The sequence below is a fragment of the Metabacillus sp. 84 genome (assembly GCF_050107715.1).
Classification (GTDB): domain Bacteria; phylum Bacillota; class Bacilli; order Bacillales; family Bacillaceae; genus Metabacillus_B.
In genome coordinates, this window is record NZ_JBNILN010000001.1 from 147,867 (window position 1) to 161,256 (window position 13,390).

Annotated in this window: 14 protein-coding genes; 4 read left to right on the top strand and 10 right to left on the bottom strand. The window is 44.8% G+C overall.

Annotated features, from left to right (window positions below; all coding sequences use genetic code 11):
• Positions 1 to 124: 124 nt before the first annotated feature.
• The 3 genes from ACQCV8_RS00810 to ACQCV8_RS00820 form a co-directional block, all read right to left on the bottom strand.
• On the bottom strand, positions 125 to 1,453 hold the full coding sequence (locus ACQCV8_RS00810) for a Na+/H+ antiporter family protein (protein WP_426842642.1): 1,329 nt from the start codon (positions 1,451 to 1,453) through the stop codon (positions 125 to 127).
• Between the two features lie 603 nt (positions 1,454 to 2,056).
• Positions 2,057 to 3,544, bottom strand: coding sequence for a leucyl aminopeptidase (locus tag ACQCV8_RS00815; RefSeq protein ID WP_426842643.1), 1,488 nt, complete (start codon positions 3,542 to 3,544; stop codon positions 2,057 to 2,059).
• Between the two features lie 33 nt (positions 3,545 to 3,577).
• Positions 3,578 to 3,952 carry a DUF309 domain-containing protein gene (locus ACQCV8_RS00820; RefSeq protein WP_426842644.1) on the bottom strand — a complete coding sequence of 125 codons (375 nt, stop codon included), beginning with the start codon at positions 3,950 to 3,952 and terminating at the stop codon, positions 3,578 to 3,580.
• 98 nt (positions 3,953 to 4,050) lie between these two features.
• On the opposite strand from ACQCV8_RS00820, the gene ACQCV8_RS00825 reads away from it, so the two are divergent.
• Together ACQCV8_RS00825 and ACQCV8_RS00830 are read left to right on the top strand one after the other, a co-directional pair.
• Positions 4,051 to 4,533 (top strand): divergent PAP2 family protein, encoded by a 483-nt coding sequence (locus ACQCV8_RS00825; RefSeq protein ID WP_426842645.1) that lies wholly within the window; start codon positions 4,051 to 4,053, stop codon positions 4,531 to 4,533.
• Between the two features lie 18 nt (positions 4,534 to 4,551).
• On the top strand, positions 4,552 to 5,376 hold the full coding sequence (locus tag ACQCV8_RS00830) for a cobalamin-binding protein (RefSeq protein WP_426842646.1): 825 nt from the start codon (positions 4,552 to 4,554) through the stop codon (positions 5,374 to 5,376).
• Positions 5,377 to 5,423: 47 nt separating this feature from the next.
• Here the strand turns inward: ACQCV8_RS00830 and ACQCV8_RS00835 are convergent, their stop codons facing one another.
• The 5 genes from ACQCV8_RS00835 to ACQCV8_RS00855 form a co-directional block, all read right to left on the bottom strand.
• Positions 5,424 to 6,119: a 3D domain-containing protein gene (locus ACQCV8_RS00835; protein ID WP_426842647.1), complete on the bottom strand. Its 696-nt coding sequence runs from the start codon at positions 6,117 to 6,119 to the stop codon at positions 5,424 to 5,426.
• A 128-nt stretch (positions 6,120 to 6,247) separates the two neighbouring features.
• Positions 6,248 to 6,565: a YuiB family protein gene (locus ACQCV8_RS00840; RefSeq protein ID WP_426842648.1), complete on the bottom strand. Its 318-nt coding sequence runs from the start codon at positions 6,563 to 6,565 to the stop codon at positions 6,248 to 6,250.
• Between the two features lie 86 nt (positions 6,566 to 6,651).
• Positions 6,652 to 6,774, bottom strand: coding sequence for a YuiA family protein (locus tag ACQCV8_RS00845; protein ID WP_426842649.1), 123 nt, complete (start codon positions 6,772 to 6,774; stop codon positions 6,652 to 6,654).
• Between the two features lie 148 nt (positions 6,775 to 6,922).
• Positions 6,923 to 7,405, bottom strand: a complete 483-nt coding sequence (locus ACQCV8_RS00850; protein WP_426842650.1) for an NUDIX domain-containing protein — start codon at positions 7,403 to 7,405, stop codon at positions 6,923 to 6,925.
• Positions 7,406 to 7,506: 101 nt separating this feature from the next.
• Complete coding sequence (locus ACQCV8_RS00855; protein WP_426842651.1) at positions 7,507 to 8,718, bottom strand: NAD(P)/FAD-dependent oxidoreductase; 1,212 nt, start codon at positions 8,716 to 8,718, stop codon at positions 7,507 to 7,509.
• 511 nt (positions 8,719 to 9,229) lie between these two features.
• Here ACQCV8_RS00855 and yumC point away from each other — a divergent pair.
• Both yumC and ACQCV8_RS00865 read left to right on the top strand, forming a co-directional pair.
• Positions 9,230 to 10,228: a ferredoxin--NADP reductase 2 gene (gene yumC, locus ACQCV8_RS00860; RefSeq protein ID WP_426842652.1), complete on the top strand. Its 999-nt coding sequence runs from the start codon at positions 9,230 to 9,232 to the stop codon at positions 10,226 to 10,228.
• 1,111 nt (positions 10,229 to 11,339) lie between these two features.
• Entirely contained in the window at positions 11,340 to 11,903 is a 564-nt protein-coding gene (locus ACQCV8_RS00865) for a transposase (RefSeq protein WP_426842653.1), read from the top strand.
• A 57-nt stretch (positions 11,904 to 11,960) separates the two neighbouring features.
• Here the strand turns inward: ACQCV8_RS00865 and ACQCV8_RS00870 are convergent, their stop codons facing one another.
• Positions 11,961 to 12,323, bottom strand: coding sequence for a HesB/IscA family protein (locus ACQCV8_RS00870; protein ID WP_426842654.1), 363 nt, complete (start codon positions 12,321 to 12,323; stop codon positions 11,961 to 11,963).
• Positions 12,324 to 12,396: 73 nt separating this feature from the next.
• Positions 12,397 to 13,254, bottom strand: coding sequence for a diaminopimelate epimerase (gene dapF / locus ACQCV8_RS00875; protein ID WP_426842655.1), 858 nt, complete (start codon positions 13,252 to 13,254; stop codon positions 12,397 to 12,399).
• Positions 13,255 to 13,390: the final 136 nt, after the last annotated feature.

A 13,390-nucleotide genomic window follows, 5' to 3' on the forward strand; every position in this document is an offset into this window, starting at 1 on the left:
TCTGAAACATTAAGCCGGCCGCTCATTCAATGGAAAAAAGGGCCCTTCTGAGAAAGGCCCTTTTCCAATCATGGCTTTAGCAAGATTTTATATATAGTCTGGCTGCACAGACGATATACCGAAATTAGAGTGTTACAGCTGCTATCCAGCCGAAAAGGATGAGCGGGATGTTGTAAAGCAGGAAGGTCGGGACAACGGTATCCCAAATATGATCATGCTGTCCGTCTGCGTTAAGTCCGGATGTAGGACCAAGCGTACTGTCCGAAACAGGCGAACCTGCGTCGCCCAATGCTCCGGCCGTTCCGATAATCGCAATGGTCGCAAGGGGACTGAATCCCAGGCTGACACAAAGCGGAACAAAAAGCGCGGCAATAATGGGAATGGTTGAAAAGGATGAGCCAATTCCCATTGTTACGAGCAATCCGGTGAGAAGCATTAGAAGCGCGGCTAAGGACTGGTTGGTTCCAATTAACTCAACCGAGCTTTTCACGAGCGTATCAATATGCCCTGTTTCCTGCATGACACTGGCAAAACCTGAAGCCGCAAGCATAACAAATCCGATAAAGGCCATCATCTGCATACCTTGGGTCATGACGCTATCCGCCTCTGTCCATTTCATTGCGCGGGTCACATAAAGAATGGCGATGCCGGCCAATGCTCCAAAAATCATGCCCCCTTCAATTTGCAGGTAAGCCATCCAGAGCTGAACTCCCAATGAGCCCGCAATGGCGGCGGCAGCAAAAATGAGGGTTTGTTTGGAATAGCTTACAGTCTCTGCACCTGCTACTTCTTTATCCTCATACTGTCTGTTTTTTCTATAAATAAAGAAGGCCAGGATAAGCCCTGTCACCATTCCCAGAGAAGGAATCATCATTGCGGCCGGAATATCCGCCAGCGTTATAGAGAGGCCTGCTTTTTCCATATTGCTTCTGACCGTTTCATGGAAAATGGCTCCGAAGCCAGCCTGAACATACATATACGGTGTAATAAGACCGAAAGTAATCACGGATGCCACTAGCCTGCGGTCAATCTTCAGCTGATTGAATATCTTTAGTAAAGGCGGAATTAAAACCGGAATAAAAGCAATATGAACAGGAATCACATTTTGGGATGAAATGGATATAAGCAAAATGATTAACAAAATCATTACTTTGGAGAGTGTTTTACGGCTTGACTCTCCTTCCTTGCCCACAAGCTTAACAGCACCATTAACCATGGCATCAGGAAGACCTGTTTTCGTAAGGGCGGCAGCAAATGCCCCAAGAGAAGCATAGCTCAAAGCTACAGATGCATTCCCGCCTAACCCGCCCGAGAATGTTTCACCAATTGTCTTAATATCCAGACCGCTGACAAGTCCTCCAGCCAAAGCTCCGATTATCAGTGAAAAAACTACATTCACCCTAAAAAGACTCAGCAAAAGAACAAGACCAACAGCAAGCAAAACTGCATTCATATATAAACCCCCAAAACACTTTAGTTCGATAATATGGTAGAGTGATAAAATAACATGAACTTAAATTATCACAGAAAGATCCTGGCTGTCAATTGTTTATTTTAGCATATTAGCAAACTAAAGCATTTCCCAAAATGAACTTCCTTCTGTTAAGAATCTGGGAGAGCAGCGCTCAGGCACGAACATTTTCGTCAATCAGCGACAGCCTTGAGGGCATTGTGCACAGGACGAGGCAGATCTCCTATTCCTGGCTGATTGCCGGGTCGCACGCGTATTCAAATGTTTAGCTGCTCTAAGGATCAGCTGGATGCAGCATGACTAAAAAGAGGAGCTGCAGTCAGCTCCTCTTTTAGCTATGGCACGTTTCCTGTTAGATCCCGCTCCCTTTAAGCCTGAAAAAAGACCTATTAATAAAAGTAGCCGAAACCAAATGGCCCTCCGAATCCAAAACCAAGCTGTCTTCCTAAGCCGAAGCCGTATGGCCGTCTAACGTCCTGAATATTAATTCCATGGTACATTTCATACCGATGCTGTCTCTGAAAACTCATACCTTTCTGCAGTTTATGCAGGACAACAATCCAGAGCGTTGGGCGAAAGCCCCGATTATTCAAAATTCTCTACGAAAACGGCAAGTGTTCTTGCCATAACGCCTGTTCCCCCTGTCGGTCCGAGCACGCTTTCCCTGGCGGTCGTTGCCGTCCCTGCAATGTCGAGATGGACCCACGGGGTTTCTTCAGCAAATTCTTTTAAAAAGGCAGCTGCCATGATTGCGTGGCCTTCTCTTCCAGGGGAATTGCTCAGATCAGCCATCTTGCTGCTTTTCACTCTTTTTGTGTCTTTCTCCGTAATCGGCAGCTGCCAAATTGGTTCATTGCACTCTGCAGACGCCGCTTCTACCTGCCGGTACAGACCAGCATCATTTGTCGTTGCTCCGGTCATGTCATTTCCTAATGCAACAACAACTCCACCTGTAAGAGTAGCAATGTCAATCAAATGGGTTGCTCCATGATGCTTCGCATACGTCATTGCGTCAGCAAGCACCAGCCTTCCTTCCGCATCCGTATTCAATACCTCAATGGTTTTCCCGCTCATGGAAATGATGACATCATCCGGTCTGAAAGCCTCTGCTGAGATGACATTATCTGTAGAAGGAATAACTGCTACTACATTCTTTTCAGGCTTCGTTTCTCCAATGATCTCCATCGCCCCTAACACAGCAGCCGCTCCGCCCATATCTGTCTTCATGCCGACAATTCCAGATTTGGTCTTAATGGAGTAGCCCCCGGTATCAAACGTAATTCCCTTTCCTACCAAGCCAATTGTTTCGGATCCGCTTTCGTCCCCTTTATATGTAAGAACAATCATTTTTGGAGGCTCGGACGAACCCTTATTCACCGCAAGCATAGCTCCCATGCCCAGTTTTTGCATATTTTCTTTTTCCAGAATTTCAAGACCGAACCCATAGCGTTCCGCGAGTTTCCCGGCATGCTCTGCCAGTTCGGAAGCCGTCAATACATTAGAAGGCATATTGACAAGCGTCCTGGCCGTGTTCGTTCCGCGCCCATGGGCTGTTCCGACAAAAAGAGCTGCCTTAATTTCAGCGGGGTCCTCTTTTGAAAGAAAAGTCAGTTCCTCCACCGCTTTTTCAGGTTCATTCGACTTGTGCTTATAATCCTTAATTTTATACGAAGCCAGCTCCAGTGCTTCAGCAAAAGCATGGGCTGCTTCAATTTTGCTGAAATCGTCCGATGTGAAAGAGTCAAGATCGATCACGGCCATCGTTTTCTTATCGGAAAGCAGCCGTTTCACCAAAGTGGCAAACACCTCTTTTGCTCTTTCGAATCCCCACTCTTTTTCTTTGCCGAGCCCTGCAATGTAAACCCTTTTTAAAGAGGTTTTCCCAAGCGGAAACAGCTTCGTAACCTTTCCCGAATCTGCACTTATATCCCCGTCCTTCAGAAGCGCAGTTACGTGTCCCTCAAGTCGGTCATCCAATTCTGCCATTGTACCTTGCAAAGGCTGGGTTTTTCTGAACAGCCCAACGATCAGAGTTTCTTCTTTTCCAGTCAGTGATTCTGTTATATGAAACATATACATTTCCTCCTTCTCCGGTTTCTTACTTGTCTATTCAAGGTAAAGGGTAAACAAAGGGATTTCCGGAAGACTCTTCGTCATTTCATACGGTATCTTCTCCGGAGCCTGTGGTATAATGAGTAAACAATTTTCCATGAACTGATGCACAAGGTCGAGGTTTATGCCCCAATATTCCGGCCGGTAGGGCTGTATGTACTGTTTTCCTGCAAGCATCATGGATCTCGCTCCTTTTAAATTGCCGTAGCTGTAATGATAAAGAGCCACTGACATTTGCAGCAGGCCTTTGAGAAACAAATTAGACTTATCTGTCAGCCATATTTCCTCCAGGAGATCATGGCAAGTGTAGAAATCCCCTTCATTAAAATGAATAAAAAACAGATAATATTCATCCGGATATCCCTCCATCGAGCGTTCCCCCTTCGCTTGATATCTATATTCTACCATCCGGAAGGCAGGAACACACAACTAAACACCGATACATACGGAAGGCAGGAGAAGCCATTATGGATATATTTTTTAATTTCCCTTTGATAGCCGCCCTGACAGGGATCCTATTTGCGCAGGTGGTAAAGGTTCCGATTCATTACATCGCTATCCGAAAATGGGATTGGACACTTGTCACCAGCACAGGAGGAATGCCGAGCTCCCATTCTGCAGCAGTGACTGCACTGACTACTGCTGTAGCTATTGAAGAAGGACTCGGGTCCACCCTTTTTGCGGTTTCCTGTATCTTTGCGGTCATTACGATGTTTGATGCTACAGGGGTACGCCGCCACGCAGGCGAACAAGCTACCGTGTTAAACAAGCTGGTTATCGATTTTAACCGATTCATGAAGGAAGCTAAAGACTGGCAGCAGACACAGGAACAGGAAAAACAGAAAAAATTAAAAGAACTGCTTGGGCATCAGCCCATCGAGGTATTCTTTGGCGGAATTACAGGAATCGTTTTAACCTTGCTCATGCACTACCTGTTTTTCCAAATATAAGTACCGGGGTGAAAGAATATGAACATTGTTTCAATCTGTCCAAGCAACACAGAGCTCGCTGTCTGCCTAGGATTATCCGGTCAGCTCGTCGGGCTCGATAATTTTTCGGATTGGCCGCATGAGCTCAACAGCCTTCCCCGTCTTGGTCCTGACCTGTCTATACGCATGGATGATTTAGAACGCTGTGAACCTGACCTTGTCCTTGCTTCATTGAGCGTCCCGGGGATGGAGAGAAACATAGAGGAGCTTGAACGGAGAAACCTGCCCTATCTGGTTTTCAACCCGCAGTCCCTGGAGGATGTAAACGAAGATCTTCTTGTGCTTGGGGAGAAAACCGGACGGCTGGAAACGGCAAAAGAAAAAACCGCACTGCTCCGCACGGTCATTCAAAAGTTCAAGTTAAAGTCAGAGGAACTGCCAGTTAAGCCAAAGGTTTATTTTGAATGGTGGCCAAAGCCCATCTTTACACCCGGAGGCACAAATTGGCTCACAGAAATGAGCCTGCTTGCAGGAGCGGAAAATATCTTCAGCGCCGCAGACATCCCAAGCGTTCAAACAGACTGGGAAGATGTGCTAACAAGAAATCCCGATTATTTTTTTATGGTATGGGTCGGTGTAAAGGAATCTAAAATGACCATCAGCGATGTGGTGAAACGGCCGGGATCATCCCGTCTTGCGGCACTTGAAAACGGAAGAATTCACCTGCTGCAGGAAGCTTTATTCTGCAGACCATCACCAAGGCTTTATGAAGGTTTGGCGATTCTGGCCGAAACCATTCATCCAGGTCATTTTAAAGAAGAAATCAGCATACTCCAAAACAAACCGGTGTTTGAATTATCCTAACCGTCAACAAAATAATCCAGCGGGGGTTCCGCTGGCTTTTTTGTTCCTTAATAGCTGTTCTTCTGATTTGTGTATTGCTGCCTGAAAGCCTGCAGAGATTCGCTCTCATTCAGCTCCGTTAACTCTTCTTCCGTAAAGCTGCCGTTTCCTTTTTTAACAATATAAACATCCAGTTCTTTTTTCCCCCAGTACTCATACACATCCGACACTGTGTCAAAGTACAGATCAAGCTCGTCTCCTTGTATGGCAGCACCTTTATCAGCCACAACTCCGTAGCCGTAATCCGGAATAAAAAGAACCGTGCCGATTGGAAAAATAGTCAGATCTGCTGCAATGGTTGAAAACATATCCCGTTTCACCTTCACTCCTGAATAGGTAATGCCGTATTCTGGATGGCCCGGGTTTTTCCCTGTAGATTCATACCCTGCTGTATAGCCTGTTGCAGTCACTTTATGCTTCGGATACTTCTCCCAATTAATAGCCGTCTCTAGCTTAGTCCCCTTGTTGATTGCTTCAGCTGCTGAAGTTAAAGGTTTCATCGTATGCTCTGAAGGCATGAATTTGAACGATAATCCAAACACCCGGAACACACCGCGGTCATCCTTATATGTATATTCGTGGAGAAAATCCCTTGTCAGTTCCTTCGCTTTAACACCTGATACTGCCTCAAATGTAGCTGCCAATGCACCTGCAAACAGGAGAACCATTACAAGTCGTCTTGCCCACAATCCAATTGTTTTCATCTTTTTTTCTTCACTCCTCTCACTAAGCTATTAGTTCCCAACTGGAAGGAAAAGTATGCTTAAAGAAAGAAAATGAAATATATGTAACAATTAGAAAAACAAAAAAACCTCCAGACGAACCGGAAGCCTTAGAACATTTGATATCCTTTTTTTCTTAAAGCCTGTATGACGAAGCCTGAACAAATCGCACCCGCCAGACCGCTCGCCAAAATGGTAATATCCGTTCCCTGCAGGGAAACAACCTTGCTCAGCAATTCCGGAAAAGCCTCACCAGGTGCCGTAAAATACGTAATCGCTGTAATTTCATCAATAATGAGGATACAGATCACAGGATAAATGATGGCCATAATCCAGGACATTCTAAGAAGCATGTTAAGCAGAAACCCAATACCAAAAAATAGCACAAAAAACAAAACGATGGAAATGATGAATACCGGCAGAATCATTAGGAAAGCACCTCCAATACACCAATTTCAGTGTACTGAAAGCGCATTACCTTCGTCAATATCCATTATTCTGTATTTTCTATATTTCAAGATTTTCGTCCTGTTCCATTGCAGCAGTCACAGGTTTCAGTACCGCCAAGCAATAACTGAAAATATCCTTTACCGGAACAGTACGGACACTCTCTTTTATCAGTTTTTAATGTGCTCATCTCTGTTCTCCCCCTTACGTTTATTGATAACTAAGATAACAGGTATCTTGTCAACAATAAAGTCAGATAAGATGACAAATGAGCTAATGAAAGCGAATACATCAGCTTTTCCCTCTGATTTGCTTTAATTTTCTTATTTTTTTGAAAATTATAAAAATAAGTGATACGCGGAGTATTGGAACTGCTCTCCGGGATCAAGTTTATCGATTAAATTTAATTTGGACAGCAGATTATGTTCCGTTAATGACGTTAAAAGCAGAGATGAATCCGAACTGGACTGCAGCTCTTCATGGGATATAAATGCAGCCTCAAAAAGTTCATTTTCCTGAACTCTGATCTCGCTATTCGAAGCCTTTAATTTAAAGATGATCATGTTATCGCTGACCTGCCCTTTTATTACACCGGAACGAATCCCTACCACTCCTTGCATTACGGCCCTAATTCCAGTTTCCTCATACACTTCCCGGACAATAGCCTGATCCACTGTCTCATATCCGTCGACAAACCCGGCGGGCAGGGACCATTTCCCTTTTAACCCTCCATACTTCTTTTTGACAACCAGCCACCGGCCCATTTCGTCTGTTACAATACCAGCTGCTGCAAGCCATACATTTCCCCTCTTATTTGTCATGCTGCCACTCCTTCTGCCACAGTTTGTCTCAGAATAATTATGGATGATCCGATAATAAAAGGCAAAAGCTTAGCGCTTTTGCCTCTCAGAACCCTATCTTATTAAAAAAACTTGAATTTCCCTTTTTTCATCACCATACCAGGCCCTCCGACCATAAACAAAGCACGGTTATCAATCATTTTTTTCATAAAGGATGCTTTCGTTCCAACAAGTTTTTTGCCGAAAACTGTTCCAACTGCGTCATCTTCACCAAGGGAAGCGACAGTACCTTTAATGTCCGGCTTGAAGCCTTCCATCTCACCTTGCCCTTTAATAAGGACAGAGAGGTTTTTCGCACATGTTTCACCTTGCTGCATCGCAATTTGAGCAGTCGGCGGATATGGACGGTTGATTTCCTCATTAATGATCAATGAACAGTCACCGATGATAAAGACATCGTTATGGCCCGGCGCACGAAGATCAGGATTTACTTTTACGCGTCCGCGCATGTTTTCAAATCCAGCTTCCTCTACTACGCTGTTACCGCGGACGCCCGCTGCCCATACTACAGTACCAGCTTTGATTTCTTCCATATGGTCGTCTTTTGCAACAACAATTCCATCTTCTGTACACTCTTTAATCGCTGTGCCGATTTTAAATTCCACACCTTTTCGTTCCAGGTGGCTGACTGCATATTCAACAAGCTCAGGATCAAATCCAGGAAGAGCTGTCGGAGCAGCCTCCACACAAATGATGCGAACCTTCTTAGGATCAATATCGTACTCGCTGCAAAGCTTAGGCACACGATTAGAAAGCTCTCCAAGGAACTCTATGCCAGTGAAACCTGCTCCGCCTACCACAATCGTCAAGCGGTCATCCTGTTTCACTTCTTCCGAGTGGTACGTTGCGAACTGAAGCTCAATGTGCTCGCGAAGCTGACGCGCAGCATTAATGTTCGTAATGCCGAATGCATATTCCTTAAGACCTTGAATTCCAAAGGTTTCAGGCTGAGATCCAAGAGACACTACAAGGTAATCATACTCAAGCTCGCCTTTTTCAAGCACAATCTTTTTAGCCTCAGGATTGATGGAAGTAACCGTATCCTGGACAAAATCAACGCGGCTGCTGATTACATCTTTAATCTGGTAACGGCACTTATCATGATGAAGCGTTCCAGCTGAAGCTTCATGGAGCCAGGTCGTTTCATAATGATAATCATTTTTATTCACAAGCGTAATATCTGCATCGTTCACGCCTACTAACTTCTGAAGACGGGTAACCGTAATTAAACCGCCATAACCTGCACCTAAAACCACTACTTTTGGTTTTCTCAAGACGAATCACATCACCTTTGCTAAGTTTGTTGGAAAAGAACATAAAATAATACCTAACTGTATCTTCCGCTCTTTTCGTCATTTTATTTTGATTTTTGCCAAAAACTTTGTGAAGTACTTCACTATCTACTGCATGAATAACCGCTGCTTTTTACAAATGATTCACAAAAAATTAATATATATGCCTATAATCAATACTAATGCTTTGTGAATTGTTTTTCAAGTTATAATTAGCCTAAAACCACTGTTGCGAAAATTCGGAAAATAATGTAGGATACTATCTAAAATTGTTGAATACACTCCGGGAAATACCGCCGCCGCTCACCGGCACTTTCCGCCCCAGTCATGACGGGTGTCATCTCACCCGCTCCTCTAGGCAGAAGTCCGCAGTGATCAACAAGCGTTACGAACACTTGAAGGGAAAAATTACCGTTTTATTTATCAAGATGAGCAAATAGAAAAATTATGGTATCATGTAAGTAAGAATAGTTATCAATTAGGGGGTTGCATTGTGAAAGAAGATTCAAAGGTTTATGACATTACCATCATTGGCGGAGGACCCGTCGGCTTATTTACCGCCTTTTACGGAGGCATGAGACAAGCGAGCGTTAAAATAATTGAAAGCCTCCCTCAGCTTGGCGGACAGCTGTCTGCCCTATACCCTGAGAAATACATATATGATGTAGCCGGCTTTCCAAAAGTCCGTGCGCAGGAATTGATCAACAACTTAAAAGAGCAAATGGCCATGTTCAATCCTGCTATTGCCCTGGACCAGGCAGTCGAAGAAGTGGAGAAGCAAGCTGACGGAGTATTCAAGCTCACAACAAACTCCGAAATCCACTACACCAAAACCATTATTATCACAGCTGGAAACGGAGCCTTCCAGCCCCGCCGGCTTGAACTGGAAAATGCGAACCAATATGAAGGCAAAAACATGCACTACTTTGTCGACGATCTCAACTCCTTCGCAGGAAAACGTGTCATGATCTGCGGTGGAGGAGACTCCGCACTGGATTGGGCGCTCATGCTTGAACCTATCGCTGAAAAAGTTACACTCGTCCACCGGCGCGACAAGTTCCGCGCCCATGAACACAGCGTAGAGCTTCTTCATAATTCCAAAGTGGACGTCATGACACCATTCGTACCTGAAGAAATCATCGGTGAAGACCGCATCGAGCAAGTCGTTCTTCAAGAAGTCAAAGGAGAGCGCAAAGAAGTCATTGATATTGATGACCTCATCGTAAACTTCGGATTCGTCTCCTCCCTTGGCCCAATCAAAAACTGGGATCTGAACATCGAAAAAAATAACATCCTGGTCAATTCCAAGATGGAAACGAATATCGAAGGCATCTACGCAGCTGGCGATATCTGCACATACGAAGGAAAAGTAAAGCTGATTGCCAGCGGATTCGGCGAAGCGCCAACCGCAGTAAACAACGCAAAAGCATACATGGATCCAAAAGCACGCGTTCAGCCGCTTCACAGCACAAGTTTGTTTGAAAATAAATAAGCCATAATGAGGCCAGTCTCCCCGGGGTTTTGATAGTGGGGGACTGGTTTTTTTTGTTGAGTTTTTTTGTGGGTTGTCTGACGTTTTGTCTGACATGAGGCTGGGTTTGGGGGTTGTCTGACATTCTTGTCTGACATCGCACTGGGTTTGCGTCATGTCTGACATCCTTGTCTGACATGACGCTGATTTTGGCCATTGTCTGACATTCTTGTCTGACATGACGCTGATTTTGGCCATTGTCTGACATTCTTGTCTGACATCGCACTGGGTTGGGCCATTGTCTGACATTCTTGTATGACATCGCACCAGGTTTGCGTATTGTCTGACATCCTTGTCTGACATCGCACTCGGTTTGGCCATTGTCTGACATTCTTGTCTGACATGACGCTGATTTTGGACATTGTCTGACATCCTTGTCTGACATGACGCTGATTTTGATCATTGTCTGACATTCTTGTCTGACATCGCACCAGGTTTGCGTATTGTCTGACATCCTTGTCTGACATCGCACTCGGTTTGGCCATTGTCTGACATTCTTGTCTGACATGACGCTGATTTTGGCCATTGTCTGACATTCTTGTCTGACATCGCACCAGGTTTGCGTATTGTCTGACATTCTTGTCTGACATCGCACCAGGTTTGCGTATTGTCTGACATCCTTGTCTGACATGACGCTGATTTTGATCATTGTCTGACATTCTTGTCTGACATCGCACTGGGTTGGGCCATCGTCTGACATCCTTGTCTGACATGACGCTGATTTTGGCCATCGTCTGACATTCTTGTCTGACATCGCACTGGGTTGGGCATTGTCTGACATTCTTGTCTGACATGACGCTGATTTTGGCCATTGTCTGACATTCTTGCCTGACAACGCACTGATTTTGGCCATCGTCTGACATTCTTGTCTGACATCGCACTGGGTTGGGCATTGTCTGACATTCTTGTCTGACATGACGCTGATTTTGGCCATTGTCTGACATTCTTGCCTGACAACGCACTGATTTTGGCCATCGTCTGACAAAAGCGTACTTTTTTATCATGAAACGTAAAGGAATTTGTCTTCCTTTGCCGAATTAAATTAGATAGTAAAATAGAAAGGTGGAATGCTATGCAGAGCCCCAGAAACTGGAGAGCTGGTTCTGGCGGGATCTATCACATTACTTCAAGAGCTATAAGAAAGTGGGCACTTTTTGAAGATTATCGTGATAAAGACCGATACCTTGAAATCCTCTCGGAGACACAGGATAAGTATCCATTTAAGCTACATGCCTTCTGTTTGATGAAAAACCACGTTCATCTCCTCATTGAAGTAACCGAATACCAGCCGAGCATTATTATGAAACACTTGAATTTCCGCTATGCCCGCTATTTCAACTTCAGACACAGCTACAAGGGCCACTTGTTTGAAGGCAGGTTCTATGCAGACCCCATTCCTACTATCTCCAAATTTCTAAACACTTCCCGTTATATTCATCTCAACCCCTACAAAGCTTCGGCTGTGCAGCAGGCTGAAAGCTACCGGTGGAGCAGCTATTATTATTTTGTGAAACAGGTGGACTGCCCTATTTTAGATAAAGCGAAAACGCTGAGTCATTTTCCAGCACCGTCACAGGAAAATTATAAATTTTTTGTGGAGGAATTAAAGTGGCAGGATACAGAAGCAGCTGAGTAAGAAGGCAGATGAGATTAAAAAGGCTGGCCCGATGGGCCAGCCTTTTGCAATAAATTCTTAGCACTCTTCCGGTGTTCCCTTATTCGTTGCGGTCACAAATGATGATCCGCAGCCGCAGGAAGCAATGGCGTTCGGATTGTCGATGGTAAATCCGCCGCCCATTAAGGATTGTTTGAAATCTATAATGGTGCCTTTCAGAGCTGGTGCGCTGTCTTTATCAATCAGGACGGGGATGCCGAAGAATTCAAGTTCAACGTCGCCTTCTTGTTTTTCATGGTCAAATCCCATGCCGTAGGAGAGCCCGCTGCAGCCTCCGCCTTTGATGCCGACGCGCAGGAAGGCATTTTCTTCTTCGTGTTCCTTCATCATGTCTTTTATTTGAAAGGATGCGGCTTCTGTTATGCTGATAATTTCAGCCATGTCATCACTCCTCTTTAATTATGGCTTTGTAATAAGTATACATCTTGACTTCTTTTGACTCAAATTTTCAGGTTCAGCGGATATGATAGATGCCTTCTGCGATGGTTTCAGCAGGGCCGGTCATTCGTACGTTTCCCTGCTCTGTCCAATTGATGGTCAAATCTCCTCCGGCAAGATGAACGGTTATATCTGTTCCTTTGGGGGATTTGCCATTTAGGATCGATGCGACTGCTGCGGCACATGCGCCCGTACCGCATGCCTGTGTAATGCCCGAGCCTCTTTCCCATACACGGAAATTCAATTCGGTGCTGTTAACCATTTCTACGAATTCGACATTGATGCCGTCCTGAAAACGGGGGTCTTTTTCGACAACCGGTCCCAGTTCAGTCAAGGGAGCACTTTCAATGTCCTCTATATAGAAAATAATATGCGGGTTTCCCATCGATAGTGCAGTGACCGTGTAGGATTTTCCTTGAAATTGCATGACCTCAGATATGGTTGTTTCCTCCTGGCTTCCTTCCATCGGTATGTCTTTCTTTAAAAGCCTTGGCTTGCCCATATCAATGGTGACCGCGGACACATTTCCTTTATTCGTATGAACCTCTGCCTGAACGAGCCCGGAGAGGGTTTCAATTTGGAAAACAGGCTCTGAAACCAAACGGTTTTCATACGCGTATTTGGCTACGCACCTAAGGCCGTTTCCACAGTTGAGTGCTTCTGAGCCATCATTATTGAAGATCCGCATTTTCACGGGTGCTGCCTCAGAGGGACAGATCAGGATCAGGCCGTCTGAGCCGATGCCTGTGAAGGGGTTCGCTACATGTCTGGCCAGCTCAGGGAGGTTCAAACCGGATAAGTTTTCCTTGAACAGGTTTATGTATATATAATTGTTGCCTAGTCCGTGCATTTTTGTAAAGTTTACGGTTTTCATCCCTTCGCCTCCAAAAAAATAATTTCTACTAGTATAAAGTTAGTTGAAAGAGTCCACAATAGAAATATCCCCCGTTTGAATAGAATGATAAAAACTCCTTGCGTTAGGTGCGGGAGTTTTTATTATTCTTTTTAGT

Excerpts from the sequence above, each read along its gene's own strand:
- dapF (WP_426842655.1), bottom strand. The coding sequence starts at position 13,254 with ATGAAAACCGTAAACTTTACAAAAATGCACGGACTAGGCAACAATTAT.
- ACQCV8_RS00850 (WP_426842650.1), bottom strand. The coding sequence starts at position 7,405 with ATGACAAATAAGAGGGGAAATGTATGGCTTGCAGCAGCTGGTATTGTA.
- ACQCV8_RS00870 (WP_426842654.1), bottom strand. The coding sequence starts at position 12,323 with ATGGCTGAAATTATCAGCATAACAGAAGCCGCATCCTTTCAAATAAAA.
- ACQCV8_RS00840 (WP_426842648.1), bottom strand. The coding sequence starts at position 6,565 with ATGATTCTGCCGGTATTCATCATTTCCATCGTTTTGTTTTTTGTGCTA.
- ACQCV8_RS00825 (WP_426842645.1), top strand. The coding sequence starts at position 4,051 with ATGGATATATTTTTTAATTTCCCTTTGATAGCCGCCCTGACAGGGATC.
- ACQCV8_RS00810 (WP_426842642.1), bottom strand. The coding sequence starts at position 1,453 with ATGAATGCAGTTTTGCTTGCTGTTGGTCTTGTTCTTTTGCTGAGTCTT.
- ACQCV8_RS00830 (WP_426842646.1), top strand. The coding sequence starts at position 4,552 with ATGAACATTGTTTCAATCTGTCCAAGCAACACAGAGCTCGCTGTCTGC.
- ACQCV8_RS00845 (WP_426842649.1), bottom strand. The coding sequence starts at position 6,774 with ATGAGCACATTAAAAACTGATAAAAGAGAGTGTCCGTACTGTTCCGGT.
- ACQCV8_RS00820 (WP_426842644.1), bottom strand. The coding sequence starts at position 3,952 with ATGGAGGGATATCCGGATGAATATTATCTGTTTTTTATTCATTTTAAT.
- ACQCV8_RS00815 (WP_426842643.1), bottom strand. The coding sequence starts at position 3,544 with ATGTTTCATATAACAGAATCACTGACTGGAAAAGAAGAAACTCTGATC.
- ACQCV8_RS00865 (WP_426842653.1), top strand. The coding sequence starts at position 11,340 with ATGCAGAGCCCCAGAAACTGGAGAGCTGGTTCTGGCGGGATCTATCAC.
- ACQCV8_RS00835 (WP_426842647.1), bottom strand. The coding sequence starts at position 6,119 with ATGAAAACAATTGGATTGTGGGCAAGACGACTTGTAATGGTTCTCCTG.